16 protein-coding genes are annotated in these 17,251 nt (G+C 42.0%); 9 read left to right on the forward strand and 7 right to left on the reverse strand.

The window, feature by feature from the left end; genetic code table 11:
* The first annotated feature begins 87 nt into the window (after window positions 1-87).
* From ectB to E0E32_RS05080, 3 genes are all read left to right on the forward strand, one after another.
* Window positions 88-1,359 carry a diaminobutyrate--2-oxoglutarate transaminase gene (gene ectB, locus E0E32_RS05070; RefSeq protein WP_066187692.1) on the forward strand — a complete coding sequence of 424 codons (1,272 nt, stop codon included), beginning with the start codon at window positions 88-90 and terminating at the stop codon, window positions 1,357-1,359.
* A gap of 51 nt (window positions 1,360-1,410) precedes the next feature.
* Window positions 1,411-1,797: an ectoine synthase gene (locus E0E32_RS05075; RefSeq protein WP_066187695.1), complete on the forward strand. Its 387-nt coding sequence runs from the start codon at window positions 1,411-1,413 to the stop codon at window positions 1,795-1,797.
* 89 nt (window positions 1,798-1,886) lie between these two features.
* Window positions 1,887-2,324, forward strand: a complete 438-nt coding sequence (locus E0E32_RS05080; RefSeq protein WP_066187697.1) for a YueI family protein — start codon at window positions 1,887-1,889, stop codon at window positions 2,322-2,324.
* A 289-nt stretch (window positions 2,325-2,613) separates the two neighbouring features.
* Here the strand turns inward: E0E32_RS05080 and tnpA are convergent, their stop codons facing one another.
* The 5 genes from tnpA to E0E32_RS05105 form a co-directional block, all read right to left on the reverse strand.
* Window positions 2,614-3,084: an IS200/IS605 family transposase gene (gene tnpA / locus E0E32_RS05085; protein ID WP_036573920.1), complete on the reverse strand. Its 471-nt coding sequence runs from the start codon at window positions 3,082-3,084 to the stop codon at window positions 2,614-2,616.
* A 180-nt stretch (window positions 3,085-3,264) separates the two neighbouring features.
* On the reverse strand, window positions 3,265-4,452 hold the full coding sequence (locus E0E32_RS05090) for an aminotransferase-like domain-containing protein (RefSeq protein WP_130859178.1): 1,188 nt from the start codon (window positions 4,450-4,452) through the stop codon (window positions 3,265-3,267).
* Between the two features lie 46 nt (window positions 4,453-4,498).
* Complete coding sequence (locus E0E32_RS05095) at window positions 4,499-5,293, reverse strand: ABC transporter ATP-binding protein (RefSeq protein ID WP_066187703.1); 795 nt, start codon at window positions 5,291-5,293, stop codon at window positions 4,499-4,501.
* Complete coding sequence (locus E0E32_RS05100) at window positions 5,286-6,269, reverse strand: ABC transporter permease (RefSeq protein ID WP_066187706.1); 984 nt, start codon at window positions 6,267-6,269, stop codon at window positions 5,286-5,288. Before E0E32_RS05100 ends, E0E32_RS05095 begins: the two co-directional genes overlap by 8 nt.
* 90 nt (window positions 6,270-6,359) lie before the next feature.
* On the reverse strand, window positions 6,360-7,400 hold the full coding sequence (locus E0E32_RS05105) for an ABC transporter substrate-binding protein (protein WP_130859179.1): 1,041 nt from the start codon (window positions 7,398-7,400) through the stop codon (window positions 6,360-6,362).
* Between the two features lie 183 nt (window positions 7,401-7,583).
* Here E0E32_RS05105 and E0E32_RS05110 point away from each other — a divergent pair, with 183 nt between their 5' ends.
* Window positions 7,584-8,696, forward strand: a complete 1,113-nt coding sequence (locus tag E0E32_RS05110; protein ID WP_066187713.1) for an NAD(P)/FAD-dependent oxidoreductase — start codon at window positions 7,584-7,586, stop codon at window positions 8,694-8,696.
* A 24-nt stretch (window positions 8,697-8,720) separates the two neighbouring features.
* Window positions 8,721-9,065: a hypothetical protein gene (locus E0E32_RS05115; protein WP_130859180.1), complete on the forward strand. Its 345-nt coding sequence runs from the start codon at window positions 8,721-8,723 to the stop codon at window positions 9,063-9,065.
* Here the strand turns inward: E0E32_RS05115 and ilvD are convergent.
* Window positions 9,046-10,737, reverse strand: coding sequence for a dihydroxy-acid dehydratase (gene ilvD, locus E0E32_RS05120; RefSeq protein ID WP_066187719.1), 1,692 nt, complete (start codon window positions 10,735-10,737; stop codon window positions 9,046-9,048). The two genes, E0E32_RS05115 and ilvD, sit on opposite strands and share 20 nt — an antisense overlap.
* A 213-nt stretch (window positions 10,738-10,950) precedes the next feature.
* Between ilvD and E0E32_RS05125 the strand changes: the two genes are divergently transcribed.
* On the forward strand, window positions 10,951-11,487 hold the full coding sequence (locus tag E0E32_RS05125; RefSeq protein WP_066187722.1) for a M15 family metallopeptidase: 537 nt from the start codon (window positions 10,951-10,953) through the stop codon (window positions 11,485-11,487).
* 51 nt (window positions 11,488-11,538) lie between these two features.
* Here E0E32_RS05125 and E0E32_RS05130 read toward each other — a convergent pair whose 3' ends face one another.
* Complete coding sequence (locus E0E32_RS05130; protein ID WP_130859181.1) at window positions 11,539-12,522, reverse strand: NAD(P)/FAD-dependent oxidoreductase; 984 nt, start codon at window positions 12,520-12,522, stop codon at window positions 11,539-11,541.
* 127 nt (window positions 12,523-12,649) lie between these two features.
* On the opposite strand from E0E32_RS05130, the gene pepT reads away from it, so the two are divergent.
* From pepT to E0E32_RS05145, 3 genes are all read left to right on the forward strand, one after another.
* Entirely contained in the window at window positions 12,650-13,885 is a 1,236-nt protein-coding gene (pepT, locus tag E0E32_RS05135; RefSeq protein WP_066187728.1) for a peptidase T, read from the forward strand.
* A gap of 254 nt (window positions 13,886-14,139) precedes the next feature.
* A complete protein-coding gene (locus E0E32_RS05140; RefSeq protein ID WP_130859182.1) occupies window positions 14,140-14,946 on the forward strand; it encodes a TetR/AcrR family transcriptional regulator in 807 nt (268 codons plus the stop codon).
* A complete protein-coding gene (locus E0E32_RS05145; RefSeq protein WP_130859183.1) occupies window positions 14,947-16,434 on the forward strand; it encodes an MDR family MFS transporter in 1,488 nt (495 codons plus the stop codon).
* Window positions 16,435-17,251: the final 817 nt, after the last annotated feature.

Consider the following 17,251-nt stretch of genomic DNA (forward strand, 5'->3'; position numbering starts at 1 on the left):
AAGAGAGCCATTACTTTCTGATGAGATCTTTTTTGCAAAGGTGTAACCTTTGCATGTTACAAAAATTATGTAGGAGGAGTTTAAAAGATGAGTGAAAATCTTGATATTATTAACCATTATGAGTCGGTAGTGCGTAGTTATATTCGTAACTTCCCAACTGTTTTTACCAAGGCGAAGGGGCACAACATATGGGACGAGCAAGGAAATGAATATTTAGATTTCTTTTCTGGCGCAGGTGCGCTTAACTACGGACACAATAATGATCATATGAAAAATAAGTTGTTAGACTATATCAGCAGTGACGGAATCACCCATTCATTGGATATGGCATCTACCGCCAAGGCTGAGTTTTTACAAAAATTTGATGATGTGATTTTCAAACCACGTGACCTCGATTATAAAGTGATGTTCCCTGGACCAACTGGAACAAACACCGTGGAAAGTGCTTTGAAATTAGCTCGAAAAGTTACAGGTCGTACCGATATTATTAGCTTTACAGGCGGTTTTCATGGGATGACGATCGGTTCCCTTTCCGTTACTGGTAACTCAATGAAACGACAAGGAGCCGGTATTCCATTACAAAACTCGGTAACAATGGCTTATGATAACTATGTTGACCACGATACCTTGGTTTATCTTGAGCGTTTCTTAGAAGATAAAGGTAGTGGTGTCGCCATTCCAGCTGCTATGATTGTAGAAACTGTACAAGGTGAAGGCGGGATCAACGCTGCTCGCTTTGACTGGTTGAAACAAATTGAAGAAATCTGCCGCCGCTGGGGTATCTTGCTTATCATTGATGATGTGCAGGCAGGTATTGGTCGTACAGGTACCTTCTTTAGTTTCGAAGCTGCAGGCATCAAGCCTGATATCATTTGTCTATCTAAATCATTAAGCGGTTATGGCTTGCCATTAGCTGTTACCCTTATTAAACCAGAATATGATATATGGCAGCCAGGAGAGCACAATGGTACATTCCGTGGTAATAACCATGCGTTCGTCACTGCCAGTGCAGCGCTTGATTTTTGGAAAGATGATTCATTTGAGAAGGAAATCCACCAAAAATCAGAGATCATTTATAGCTTCTTAGAAGGACTTGTCGAGAAGTATCCAGAAATGAAAGGTGAGGTTCGCGGTCGAGGATTTATGGTCGGAATTGCCTCAGAAGTAGAAGGTTTTTCCGAAAAGGTCACTGCTCGTTGCTTTGAGCTTGGCTTAATTATGGAAACAGCTGGACCAAACGATGAGGTATTTAAACTATTTCCACCATTAAATATTCCAACTGAGGCCTTGCAAAAAGGACTGGATATTATCGAAGAGAGTGTAAAAGGATTAGTGAAAAACCCTGTCACTAACGGCTAAAGTTAGTGTAGGGTTCACCATATAAATAGAAAACAGGAGGATATATCAGTTATGAAAGTAGTAAAACTAGAAGACATCTTAGGAACAGATCAAGACGTGGACGGAGGAAACTGGGTCAGCCGTCGCTTAATCACAAAGAAAGATGGCATGGGCTACTCTGTAAATGATACGATCATTAAAGCAGGGACAGAAACGCACATTTGGTATAAAAACCACTTAGAAGCCGTTTACTGCATCGAAGGAGAAGGTGAAGTCGTAACCTTAAGTGACAACAAGGTATGGCCAATCAAAAAAGATACACTTTATGCCTTAGATAAAAACGACGAACACCTACTTCGCGGCACAACAGATATGCGTATGGTTTGTGTCTTCAACCCACCATTAACTGGGAATGAAGTACATGATGAAGATGGCGTATATGCAGTAGACGAAGATTAAACAAATATAGAAATCGTCAAAAAAACTTCCCATTTTTCTTGGGAAGTTTTTTAAATTTTGTATATAATGTTAGTAAGGAGGGATTTTCGTTGGGAAAGAAAGAAATGGATGATTATTTACAAGAGGGTATATACGGCGCCAAAGAACTCCACCCTGATCAGAAGAAAAAATACCTCGGAACCTATCGGGAAAGAGTGATTCTTGCGTTAACAAAGACTCAAGTACGAGGCAAAAAAGGCTTAACGACCTTTGAAGAAGAATTACAAAAACATACCCAAGCCACATTATTAGTGAATGGTCATATGAATATTAGCTTTAGCAAACCCTATCGTGAACTAGCTGAAAAACATCGTATTTCTCACAGCTATATTACCAATGAAAACACAGATAGTACTTATGGTCTTGTCTTAACGGCAGATCATGCCATTGATAAGGAAGATATTCATCTGCCCGAAGAAACACCGACAGACACAGCAATAGATAAAACCGATAAAAAACCTTGGTGGAGAAGATTGCTTGGCATCTAATGCGTGGCAATTCTTCTCCATCACGCAATCTGTAATTATCAGACTTTCGTGACTATACTCTCCCCCATTTCGGTTATGCTTATATGGTGATCGTTTTTTCTTTACATCGAAACAACCGAACCGCGTTTATTGAACATAGAATAAAAGCTGACTTCTATATCAAAACCACCAGTGTGAACTGGTGGTTTGCTCTGCGGCTGAAAGCCTATGTTACCGGCCTCGGCCTAAAAGGCCCACTGAATGGTTTCCCTTTTGCACCACACTCACTCACTGATTCTAAAAGAATCTCTTATTTCTTCTTATTTTTCTCTCCAGTGAACGGATCAAATTCTTCAAATAATGTTAACTGATCACTCATGTAATCCTCTTTAAGCTGATTTCTAATATATTCTTGAATTTGATTTTTATTTCTGCCCACTGTATCTACAAAGTAGCCTCGACACCAAAATTTACGATTACCATATCTGTACTTTAAATTAGCGTGTCGATCGAATATCATTAAACTACTTTTGCCCTTTAGGTAGCCCATGAATTGAGATACACTTAGTTTTGGTGGAATACTTACTAACATATGAATGTGATCTTTACATGCATTTGCCTCGTGTATCTCAACCCCTTTCCTTTCACAAAGCTCTCTTACTATTTCTCCGATGCTTTTTTTATATTTCCCATAAATAATTTGTCTTCTATATTTTGGAGCAAAAACGATATGGAACTTACATCTCCACTGCGTATGTGCTAAACTATTCTTGTCCTGCATTGGACATGCCTCCTTCTTTGATGAGATTTGGTGGTCGGGAAACCAACCTTATCTTATCATGAAGAGAGGCTTTTTTGCCCCCACGCTTGAAGCTCTATGGAACCCCCGGCATAGCCAGGGGTTTTCAAAGACCATAACAAATAAACAACGAGCACGTAAGCACTCGTTGTTTCTCTCTTTCTAAGAATGAACGTTGATTTCATCCAGAACTTTTACCAAGCGCTTCATTCCTTCTTCAATTAACGCCGGTTCTGCATTCGTAAAGTTCAGCCGAAATGTATTCTGTTCCGCATTGGACACATAGAACGAATCACCGGGAACATAGGCCACACCCTCAGCCACCGCTTTATTTAATAATTTGGTGGTATTCACATAAGCGGGGAGTTTTACCCAGAAAAACATACCGCCTTTAGGGACCGTGTATTCCAATCCTTCAATCGAAACTTCATCCAACAGTCGCTTCATCACCAGCATTCTTTCATAATATGTTTGTCGAATCGTCTGAATATGTTGGTCAATATCAAAATCCTGCAATAAATGAACAAGGGCATGCTGACTAATCGAGTTGGTATGCAAATCGGTCGCCTGCTTTGCCTGAGCCATAATGCGTATGATCTGATGAGGCCCAACGATCCAGCCAATTCGTAAGGCCGGTACAACAGTTTTAGAAAAAGTACTCGTGTACAGTACCAGGTCATTCTCATCCAATGATGCAATGGATGGCGGCGCCTCTGCCTCATCAAATTGCAATTCCCCATACGGATCATCCTCAAAGATAACCACATGATATTGATTGGCAAGTTCTAGTAATTTTAACCGTCGTTCCAGTGACCATACTTTTCCAGTTGGATTGGAATAGGTTGGTACGACATAAATACATTTTGGTTTATGTCGTACAATTTTTTCTTCTAAATCTGTCAATACCATACCATCATCGTCTGAATTGACAGCTATCACATTAGTTTCATAGGACTCAAATACTTGCAAGGCCGCCAAATAAGTTGGGTTCTCTGTTAATATGACATCCCCTTTGTTAAACATTACGCGAGAGAAGAGATCGATGGCCTGCTGGCTGCCGGAGGTGATCAGAATATTTCCCGGATCACGGACCAGCCCTTTTTTCCTCATACGTAAGGCAAGTAATTCCCTTAATGCCGACACCCCTTCTGTTTCACCGTATTGTAACGTCTTAGGGTCACCGGTTACTGCCTTATGAAAGGCTCGATCTACAGCCTCTACTGGAAAAAGATTTTCTTCCGGTAATCCCCCAGCAAATGAAATGACATTTCCTTGATTAATCACCTTTAAGATATCTCGAACAGCCGATGATTTCATAAATCGTACACGTTCTGCAAAACCGTATTTCATAAACCATTCCTTCTTTCCTTATTTTACGCATTACATATAAGTTCATCTAACCTAATATAGCTCGATCATTATCCATTTGTTTGCCACGGATACGTTGAAATTCTTGAAGAAGCTTTTCAATGGTCAATTCTTGTTTCTCCTGACCAGATACTTCTAAAATAATCTGACCTTTATCCATCATAATCAGTCGATTACCAAGATCTAATGCCTGCTGCATATTATGAGTCACCATCAGTGTAGTTAAGTCAAATTGATTGACAACTTCCCCTGTTAGCTTGGTGATTAGCTCGGCACGTGATGGATCCAGAGCTGCTGTATGTTCATCCAATAATAAAATATTCGGTTCCGTAAAAGTTGCCATCAATAACGACAATGCCTGCCGTTCTCCGCCCGATAGCAATCCAACCTTTGCCGTTAAACGATTTTCCAGTCCGAGGTGCAAGGTTTCCAGGTGTTCTTTAAATAGTTGTTTACGTTGTTTGTTCACCCCTTTTTTCAAGGTGCGTTGTTTGTTTCGGGCATAAGCCATCGCCAGGTTTTCCTGAATTGTCATAGACGGTGCCGTACCTGCCATCGGATCCTGGAATACACGTCCAATCATTTTCGATCGTTTATACTCGGGAAGCAGTGTTACGTTCTTGCCATTAATTTTCACGGTTCCCATATCTGGTTTCAGAGATCCTGAAATCATATTCATTAACGTGGACTTTCCGGCACCATTACTGCCAATTACTGTCACAAAGTCGCCTTTTTCTAAGTGTAAATTGGTACGTTGCAATGCTTTTTTTTCATCTAATGTTCCTTCGTTAAAGGTAATCGCAATATCTTGCATATTAAGCATCGGTTGTCCCACCTTCCATCATGGCACGCTTACGTTTCTTCCGCCTCGCTTCTCGCTGCGTAGCAAGCAATTTGGGTGTTACTAAGGCTAAGATAACAATCACAGCCGTAATCAGTTTGGCATCTCCTGTTTCCAAAAATTTCGCCCTCAATGCAAGCGCCAAAACGATTCGATAGACAATCGCGCCGCCAATCACGGCTAGTGTAGTACGAGCGATCGTCTTAGTACCAATTAATGCCTCGCCAATAATAACCGAGGCCAAACCAATCACGATCATACCAATTCCCATACTGACATCTGTAAAACCACCGTTTTGAGCTACTAATGCCCCAGATAGGGCCACTAGTGCATTGGAGATTCCCAAACCAACCACCTTCAGGATATCAGTATTTGCTGACAAGCTGCGAATCATTTTTTCATTATCACCGGTAGCTCTTAAGGCCAGTCCTACCTCTGTTTTTAAGAAATAGTCAATAACCAGCTTCACGAGTAAAGTCACAACAATCATCAAAAAAAGCACGGCCCATGTGCCAGGAACATTCTCTGCCCCCATAGAAGTTAACAACCCATTCATAAATTCATCGATACCTAAGGAAGCCCAAAAATCTTCTATTTGTTTAAATACAGTTGGTTCATTTAATAATGCAACATTCGGTTTTCCCATAATACGAATATTGATCGAATAAAGGGCCGTCATCATCAAAATCCCGGACAATAACGGGTGGATCTTTCCTTTCGTGTTGAGAACTCCCGTGACCATACCGGCAAGAAAACCAGCGAATATCGCATAAATCGTAGCTAATACAGGAGGCACGCCATTAACAATCGAAATAGCCGCAACGGCCCCACCCGTTACAAAACTACCGTCTACTGTTAAATCCGGGAAATCTAATACACGAAATGAAAGATAAACACCTAATGCCATTAAGGCATAAATAACACCTGATTCGACAGCGCCGAACATGGAAATCAACATCTTACCTCTTCCTTTCTCTACAAAGCCACTTCAACTGTGACAGAAGACCTCGACAGCTGTCGTACTACATGTCGAGGCCTGCAATCTTATTTATTCTTCTACGGTTTCAAGTATTTCTGCTTCTTGATCCCATTCATCGTTCCATTCGATCCCTTGTGCTTCCGCTGCGTCTTTGTTAAGGAACAATTGCATGTTTGGCGGCACTTCGACAGGCATATCGACAGGTGTTTGTTCCCCTGTTAAAATGTCAACAGCCATTTCGCCCGTACGATAACCAATCGTATGGTAATCAATACCATAGGTAGCAAATCCGCCACGTTCTACAGAATCTGGTTCCCCAACAAATAGTGGCATGCTTTGTTCTTCTGCCACACCTACTACCGCTTCTAACGCTGATACAACAGTATTATCGGTAATAATGAAGAATACATCTGCTTCACCAACTAAAGAGGAAGCGGCTTGCTGCACCTCAGAAGTGTTCCCAACTGTGGCTTCGGCAGTAGATAAGCTCGTTCCTTCAACAGCTGCATTCACGGCCTCAATTTGTGCAACGGAATTGGCTTCACCTGCACTATAAACAAGTCCAATCGTAGAATCGGCAAAATTTTGATCGATAAATTCGACCGTTTGTGCAATCGAGTCAGGATGCATGTCAATCACACCTGTAATATTTTCACCTGGCTGATCCATTGATTCGACCAATCCGCTTTCCACCGCGTCGGTTACCGAGGTGAATAGGATCGGGATATCACTGGTCGCCTGCAAGGAACTTTGTGCACTTGGAGTAGAATTAGCAAAAATCAAGTCCACGCCCTCTGCGACAAAATTATTGGCAATCGTGGCCGCATTATTCTGATCGTTTTGAGCGGATTGAAAGTCATACTCTACCTCTAAACCTGCGTCACTAATTGCATCTTGGAATCCTTGATATGCCGCATCCAATGATGGGTGTTCAACGATTTGTGTTGCTCCGATCTTGTATACCTCACCATCAGAAGCGGCTTGGTCTTCCCCTTCAGATGATGAATCGCCATCACCGTTTGAGCCTTCATCATCACTTGTTCCACATGCAACAAGGACAAGCACACTAAAAAAAGTGATTGTAAGTAATAATAATAATTTCTTTTTCATATTTGCTAACTTCCCCCATTTTCTTAAATTTTTAAATTTTCAAACTTTAGGATACATTATAGCACAAATTAATCTGGTTCGATATAACTTATTTTTAATTGTAGGCGTTATAGTGATTACTTGCTATTCTGCGCTGGCTATTGCACACTAGCTTGTAGATCTATGCAGAAAAGAGTGAAACAGATGAGCAAAATCGTTGTAGTAGGAGCAGGTATTGTTGGTGCGTCAACGGCCTATCATTTATCCAAAACCGATCATCAGGTCACCTTAATTGACGCCGATTTTCAAGGGAGAGCGACCAGTGCAGCAGCCGGGATTATCTGTCCATGGGTATCCCAGCGACGTAACCAGACTTGGTATCAACTCGCTTCCAAAAGCGCCTGCTATTATCCAGAATTGATCAAAGCATTACGTGACCAAGGGATTGAAAAAACAGGCTATAAACAAGTCGGCACCATGGTCGTCAAAGATGATGAGAAACGATTACAAAATATATGGGAACTCGTGAAAAAGAGAAGAGAAAGCACACCCGAAATCGGTGAAATACGCTGGTTAAACACAAACGAAACGAAAGAACGATTCCCGCTAGTAGCGGATGGCTATTTTTCTCTATATGTTAGTGGCGGGGCTCGCGTCCATGGTGAACAATTGCGGCAGGCGTTACTAACAGCTTGCGAGCAAAATCAAGTTCACTTTATAACTGGTGAAGCTAAGTTTGAAAAGGGTACAATCCGTGTTAATAATCAACTTGTTACAGCCGATAAAATCGTAGTGGCTGCAGGTGCTTGGTTTCATTCTCTGGCAGCCACATTAGGGATAACAGGTAAAATCAAACCACAAAAGGCGCAAATCACTACTTTGCAAGTTGAACAAGACACCAGTGATTGGCCTGTCATTATGCCGCCAGGCGCCCACTACATGGTACCTTTTGAAAATGGGCAGATTTTTGCTGGGGTGACCCATGAGGATGATGCTGGGTTTGATACGTCTATTACACCTGGTGGTATTCACAAGATTTTTTCGGATACCTTTACCATTGCACCCTCCTTGGCAAACAGCAAACTTGTCAAAATGGATGTCGGGTTTCGCCCAGTTTCCCCCGACTTTCTCCCTGTTTTTGGCGCAGTTCCCGGCCATCCTCATATTTTTGCAGCGAATGGATTAGGTTCATCCGGGTTAACAACAGGACCTTTTATCGCCAAGCAATTGGCCCACCTCGTATTGAACGAGGATACAGATCTTGATCCAAAAGATTATCCAATCGCAAGCATTATGGAAACGGAATATAGAAAGTAAGGGACGGTTTCTGATGGGCGGGATTTGGCTGATTTTGCGCCTATGGATCCATTCTTACAGACAACATTTTGCGAGTTGGCGATTTTTTGTCTGTTAGATTCATTCTTGCGGACTGTAGAACAGGATTTGCTTTCCTCAGTCCGCAAGATTCATTCGTTCTTATGGACTGTAGAACAGGATTTGCTCTCTTCAGTCCGCGAAATTTTCACGGACTGGAGAGAGCATTTCCCGCTCCCCAGTTCGCAAGGTTCTCTTAATGGCCTCAAAATCATGGCTAGTCAACCTCACTCACAACTTCAACAAAAAAAGCCTGCCGGTGTCTACATAAACCACCAGCAAGCTTTTTCTATTAAAGATCCTTACGATTAATAAAGTCAGTAACAGCGCCTTGTGAAGAGCAAGATACATTATGGGCATATTTCCCAAGAATACCTTTTTTATAGAGTTCTGGCGCTTGCCAGTTCTGACGGCGCTTCTCTATTTCCTCGTCGGATACATCCATTGATAATTCTTTATTCTCTGAATCGATCGTCACCATGTCGCCTTCTTGTAAAAATGCGATTGGACCGCCAACTTGGGCCTCTGGTGCAATGTGACCAACGACCAACCCATGTGTACCTCCAGAGAAACGACCATCTGTCAACAAGGCCACGGATTGGCCTAACCCTTTTCCGACAAGAATGGCTGAAATAGATAGCATTTCTGGCATACCAGGTGCACCTTTTGGACCGACTTGGCGAATCACAAGGACATCACCTTCCTTAATCCGATTATCCATCACCGCTTCTGTCGCCTCTTCTTCTGTATCAAAGACACGAGCTGGGCCAACGTGGCGTTTTACTTTCACACCCGAAACCTTCGCAACAGAACCACTTGGTGACAAGTTTCCTTTTAACACAATTAAAGGGCCATCTTCGCGATATGGATTGCTTAATGGGTGGATAATATCTTGTTCATCTGTTAAAACATGGGCATCTGCATAGTTTTCCGCAATGGTTTTCCCAGTAACGGTTAAACAATCTTCATGCAAGAAGCCGTTATCTAACAATAAACGCATAACGGCTGGTACGCCACCAATTTTATATAAATCTTCCATTACATATTTACCACTTGGTTTAAGATCGGCTAGATGTGGTACCTTTTCCTGAATGCGATTGAAGTCATCCATGGTCAAATCTACTTCCGCTGCATTGGCAATCGCTAAAAGGTGAAGGATCGCATTGGTTGATCCGCCTAATGCCATTACCGCAGTAATCGCATTCTCGAATGCCTTCTTGGTCAAAATATCTTTCGGATAAATCCCTTTTTCTAACAAGTTATAGATAGCCTCTCCCGCTGCCTTGCTGTCTGCCCATTTATCTGGAGATTCTGCAGGGTTGGAAGAACTGCCTGGTAAGCTCATACCAAGTGCTTCAACAGCCGTTGCCATTGTATTAGCGGTATACATACCACCACAAGAACCCGCACCCGGGCAAGCATTACATTCAATGCCTCTTAATTCTTCATCGCTAATATCGCCATTATTATGTTTTCCTACTCCTTCAAAAACGGAAACAATATCCAGTTTCTCTCCATTTCGATAACCTGGTGCAATCGTACCACCGTATACGAAAATAGCTGGAACATCTGAGCGGGCAATCGATATCAGACAACCAGGGATGTTCTTATCACAGCCTCCAATAGCTACATATCCATCCAGATTCTCTGCGCCAACTACTGTTTCAATCGAATCAGCAATCACATCACGACTTGGCAGAGAATAGCGCATTCCTGGGGTTCCCATTGAAATCCCATCCGATACTGTAATCGTATTGAAGATCATCGGTACACCGCCGGCTTCATTCGCGCCTTGCTTTGCTTGTAAGGCTAAATCGTCTAAGTGTACGTTACACGGAGTTACCTCACTCCATGTACTTGCAATACCTATCATTGGCTTTTTAAAGTCTTCATCCGTCACTCCAACCGCACGTAGCATCGCACGATTCGGGGCGCGTTTTGGATCATCAAATGCGTTACTTTTAATTCGTAAATCTTTCCCCATTTTTTGTTATGCCTCCTAGCTTTCCAGTTTCTTAAGCTTGCCCAAAGGTTATTCCAATAGATCCAGCCCTGCGACTTACAAATCCTGAATGAATAAAAATAACCTTCTCTGAAAATAATGTCAGAAATACGACAAATATTTTCTCAATACTAATATGTTATCATAGTTTGTAACAATACGGAATCTTTCAATTTGCAAAAAAAGGGGAATTGTATGAAAATTCGCATCATTTTGTTTTTTCTTTTTATTCTGGTAATTGGATATTTAATTTACCAATATAACACATATAGCAATCGGCCTGCCCCCACAGGACTACACCCCATTATTAAAGAGAAAACTGATCTTTTACTCAAACGCACAGAAGAAATTGGCATATCTATCGTGATTACTGATGGCTTCCGCTCGATAGATGAACAAGAAGCGATTTATCAACAAGGACGAGAAACGGAAGGTGAAATCGTCACCTATGCCCAAGGTGGAGAATCCTATCATAATTATGGCCTTGCCGTTGATTTTGCGATCGAGCTTCCGAATGGAGAGGTGATTTGGGATCTTACGTATGACGGAAATCAAAATGAAGAAGCTGATTGGATGGAGGTCGTGGAAATTGCTAAAGAATTGGGCTTTGATTGGGGTGGGGATTTCACCAATTTCAAAGACTATCCCCACCTGCAAATGGATTTCGGATTAAGCATTCGAGAATTGAAATGGGGCAAACGACCAGAAGACGTGATCGATTCTCCCCAATAGATTTCGCTGACAGCCTTGACCAGCACAACGTCAAAAATAGTCTTATTTTTCTTAGCGATAAAGCACGGTGCTATATAATTGTTCAGTTACGGAAGGAGCCAGCCATTTGTGCGCCTTATTCACCGCCGTTATCGCTTCTGTATAACCAGGAGCGACTAAGTTGGTTTTTCCTAGATACTGCACTGCATCCCCTGCTGCAAAGATACCTTCCCTATTCGTTGCCATATCGCCATCGACCGGTATACGTCCCTTATCCGTAGTAATTTCCCACTCTTCAAATGGGGTTGCCTGGAGCTTGAGCCCATGATACACCAGCAAATAATCGCCAGAAATTTGTTGCTTTGTGCCTGTCTGATCATGAATCGTTATCGCAGCAAGCGGATTCTCCTCTGAGGACAATTGCGTGATCTCTGCTTGGTAGAATACCTGTATCGTACTGGCTTCTAATTGACGTATATCTTCTTCTTTTGCTTGTTGAAAACGATCGACTGGATTGATGATTGTGACCGAAGCAGCTGACTTTTCCAAATATAGTGCCCAATTTAGTCCGGTTTTGTTATTGGTTGAAATAATGACGTTTCTGCCTTGATAGGATGTCTGCCCCATTAAGTCGGTAGCTGCCTCGATACGGGGGAGCCGCTCCCACTCTTCTGGCATGTTCACATGAAAAGTCCCCGACCCAGTTGCCAGCAAGACCGTTTTAGTTGCATGCACTTGTTCTTGACTGGTGATCAGGTGATAGCAGCCATCTTCCCAACGAATTTGTTTTACCCACTGGTTGGTCAATAAAGGCGGATGATGGCGTTGGGCTTGCTCTATCGATTGATTGACCAAGGCTTCCCCTGTAATAGCTGGAAATCCACCGATATCATAAATCTTCTTTTCCGGGAAAAATTGTTTCACTTTTCCTCCCAAATGAGCTTGGGCCTCTATCAATTTCACCTTCATTCCTCGCATAGTGGCATAATAAGCTGCAAACAATCCAGTTGTACCACCGCCGATCACCGTTATATCGTATATTTCATTATGATCCATTATTAGTAACACCTCTCATTCAGATAAAAAATCCACACAAACAAGCCATTCCTGTTCGCCTGCTATCTTATGTTATGATTATACAGTATAGCAAAATTATCATGTTTAAGGAAAGGATGCGTAATCAATGAAGCAACAATTAATCCATCGTTTAGAAACATATGCCAAAATAAATACGCAATCGAATGAGGAGAACAGTAGCTGCCCTTCGACCGAGGAGCAATGGGATTTGGCTCATCTATTAGTAGATCAACTCAAGGAAATTGGCCTGAAGGATGTGACAGTCGATGATCATGCTTACGTGATGGCAACACTTCCTAGCAATGTCGAATATGAAGTACCAACCATCGGCTTTCTTGCACATATCGATACCGCTACTGATTTTACGGGGAAAGGCGTAAAACCACAGATTGTGGAAAACTATGACGGAAAGGATATCATTTTAAATAAAGAAAAAGGAATTCTACTGTCCCCGAATGAATATCCTTCGTTATCGCATTATATCGGCCAGACCTTGATGACAACCGACGGCACCACCCTGCTCGGCGCCGATAACAAGGCTGGAATTGCTGAGATTATGACAGCAATGGAGTACCTCATCCAGCATCCGGAGATCCCACATGGTACCATCCGTGTCGCCTTTACACCAGATGAGGAGATTGGACGCGGACCGCATAAATTTGATGTGACCCGCTTTAACGCCTCTTTCGCCTATACGATCGATGGTGGACCACTGGGCGAATTACAATATGAAAGCTTTAATGCGGCGGCAGCCAAAATTGTCATTAAAGGCAACAATGTTCATCCCGGTACGGCAAAAAACAAAATGATCCACGCAAGCAAGTTCGCTATGACGCTGCACCAAAAATTGCCGATCGATGAAGCACCAGAGTTTACCGAGAATTATGAAGGGTTCTATCACCTTCTTTCTTTTGAAGGAGACGTGGAAGAGGCAAAACTATACTATATCATTCGTGATCACGATCGGGAAAAATTCAATCAAAAGAAAGAAACGCTAAAAGCCCTTGTCGAGGAGTACCAACATCGACTTGGCAAAGATAACGTACAGTTAGAGATGAAAGACCAGTATTACAATATGGCGGAAAAAATTGAACCCGTTAAATACATCGTTGATATTGCCGCAGAAGCCATGAAGCAAATTGGAATTACGCCATTAATCCAGCCCATTCGCGGTGGAACGGATGGTTCGCAATTATCCTTTAAAGGACTGCCAACCCCTAATATCTTTACCGGTGGAGAAAACTTCCATGGTAAACATGAATTTATCTCGATCGAAAGTATGGAAAAAGCCACGCAAACGATTGTTAAGATAGCTGAAAAATTCGCGAAACAAAACCGATAAAATCACTAAGCAAACCCTCAGTAACCCTGCATCCCGAGGAGATGGAGACAGTTGTTATGTCTTACCTCCTCTTTTTTTATGCCATTCGAGAGGAGGAGGAGTATACAGCACGCAAGAGATATTAGCAGAAATTTGGTATGTCTTGTTGCTTGAACTTTTTTCTTTCGATTGACATGACCAGTCAGCATCTATTATACTATCATCCGTGACTATAACGTATGATTTTTTGACCAAGGAGTCAGAGGGGTGTATTCATGAGCACAAATGAGACCTTAATGTCCACCGCGCTAAGCCTATTTGCTCAGCAGGGTTTTAAAGATACGACCATCCAACAGATTGCGGAGCACAGCAATATTTCGAAAGGAGGATTTTATAACCACTTTTCCTCCAAACAAGATTTGTTATTAGAAATGATCGAGGAACATCACGATCAATTGATTAACCATGCAGCGAAAATTAGTGCAAGCTCGGAGTCGCTCGCTTCCTATATTGCTCAAGAAACGGAAGCTTGGGTACACTATCAGACCTTTTTCAAGATTTTATGGTCAGAGATTAATATTCAGCAAGACCAACAAATTACCGAAAAAATGAATAAGCTGCGGCTGAACTTACAAGAACATCATCGCAACGTATTATATCGTTGCTATGGAGAAGACATCCTGCCGTATATGACAGACTTGCTCATTATGCTGGAAGGAGTTGTTAAGGAGTATATCGCTTATATTATCTTCCATGATAAGGACTACCACTCGCAAGACTTTGGACAATGGATACAGCACCATTTCGATAGTATGATGCTGCGTCTCTATGAAAAACAACCTTTTCTAGGCGATGATGAGCCACCGACCGTTGACGCATTGCTTTCACAATTACGTGAAACGTGCCAACACTCAGGCAATGGGGTCAAGTTGCTTCAGGCAATAGATGAGCTGGAACGGTTGATCCACTCAAGCCGTTCGCCACTCTTATTAGATGCACTACTATATTATTTAAAAAGTGAACCCTTATTACAAACCGATTTATTGAGGTTGGAACGATTATTATGTCAGGAGGAAGATTAGATGAACCAAGCTTTACAAATAGACAAGGTCACCCGTGTCACCATGGTTACGGTCATGTTGATTGGGGCCTTTGTAGGTCTATTAAATGAAACATTATTGGCAACCGCCTTGCCAAGTATCATGGGTGATTTTGGAATCGAAGAAACACAAGTCCAATGGCTGACCACCGCCTTTCTTTTGACGAATGGGGTAATGATTCCGATCTCCGCCTTTTTAATTGAAAAATTTACGACACGCCAATTATTTATCACAGCACTTAGCTTGTTTGGATTAGGTACAATCATTGCTGGCTTGTCCCATACGTTCGAATTACTATTAACGGCTCGCGTGGTCCAAGCTGCTGGTTCTGGGATCATGCTTCCGCTAATGATGACCGTGATGTTAAGAATTTTTCCGGTTGAAAGAAGAGGTGCAGCCATGGGACTGGCAGGCATCGTTATTTCCTTTGCCCCTGCTATTGGCCCAACACTATCCGGCTGGTTATTAGAACATTTTTCTTGGAGGGGCTTGTTTTATGTGGTCTTCCCTATTGTTGTGCTAGCGATTATTTTCGCTGCCATCTTTATGAAAAATGTGACCGAACGAACCAATCCGAAGATCGATATTATCTCGATTCTGTTATCATCCTTCGGGTTTGGCGGACTGCTATATGGTTTCAGCAGTATCGGCGGCGGACATGGAGCAGAAGGCGGTTTGAACATGGTCGGTTTAGCTATTATTATTGGCGCTGCGATCATTCTTACCATTTTCATCTTACGTCAATTAAAAATGAAGCATGCGATGCTCGAATTCCGAGTGTTTACCTATCCAATTTTTTCTTTATCCTTGATTATTACCATGATTGTATTGATGGCTTTAATTGGTGCGGAAACTATGCTTCCACTATATATGCAGAATACACGTGGATACAGCCCACTTGAATCTGGACTGATGCTCTTCCCAGGTGCTATTGTGATGGGGATTATGTCGCCAATAACTGGTATGCTGTTTGATAAATTCGGAGCTAAATGGCTTGCTGCTATTGGGATGGGAATTGTTACGGTTACGACTTTTCTATTTACGAGTCTAGCCATCGACACTTCTTATACGTTTTTAGTAGTGATTTACGCAGTTCGTATGTTTGGTCTTTCATTAGTGATGATGCCTGTCATGACAGCTGGTCTCAATCAATTACCGCTGGAATGGCATCCACATGGCACCGCAATGGCCAATACTATGCAGCAAGTATCTGCTTCGATTGGTACCGCGATTCTGATTACAACGATGTCTACCATGGCGTTAAATTATCAGCCTGATGTTCAAGCATTACAAGGATTGTCCGAAGAAGCAGCGGCACAACAAATCGAAGCAAATGCTGCTATTAGTGGTTATAATGCCGCCTTTTGGCTGGCAACAGCGCTTTCCTTGATAGGATTAATTCTCACCCTGTTTTTAAAAACAAAAAAACAAGAGACCGTTCCACAGCCTGATCATTCTTCATCCCGCTAAATTGGCAGACTGTCGTCTATGGAGGCGACAGTCTTTTTTTGAGTAAAGATTTTTACCAGCATAGCCTATTCCCGGAGCGGCTTATCTAGCAAAGAAAATAAACCAAATTCACTTTTAAAGAAAAAAATTATACCATTCAACTTATCGGAACCGCGATTCGTTCAACATTCTAGGTATTGCAAGGCATGTATCTTTATACTGGAAACATAGGAGGTATCCCAGCTATTGGTCCATGCAAAAATCGTTGCGCCTATCCTAAAAAATAACTTATAGAGGATGTTCAAAAAGACCAACAAAAATGACGCGGCGAATTTCTACGTTGGCAATATAGGATCTTCTACTAAGGTCGCCCACGTCCTGTGGGCAACGTAGAAGCCAACACATCCTGCGTGAGTCCGTTCCTCACGTATTAAAAGCATACGTTCCGGTACCGGGAGACTACGCCGCCTTGAACTTCTTGGTCCTATTTATCGGCATTTTTGAACACGCACTTATAGAATGATTCTTGTATCGATATAACAAAAAAGTGTGACAAGCAAGACTTTGCTCGTATTATTTCTTGCTAATACCTCGTTTGATCCATTCACGTGAATGACTATTCCTTAGCACATATTTACATGTAAATAAACGTTACCATTGGAGGTTTTTATATTTTTGTTTTTTGATTGAATGATGGTCGTCATTTTTCTTCATCGGAAGAAAATAAACTTTTCTCCATCTATTTTCCCTTCACTTCACGTAAGGTCCATGCCCGTATTACTAACTTCCAAACTTAGCACTTCCTATCATTCGCTATACCTATTGAGCTTTATTACAA

This window comes from Gracilibacillus phocaeensis (assembly GCF_900626275.1).
Classification (GTDB): domain Bacteria; phylum Bacillota; class Bacilli; order Bacillales; family Amphibacillaceae; genus Gracilibacillus; species Gracilibacillus timonensis.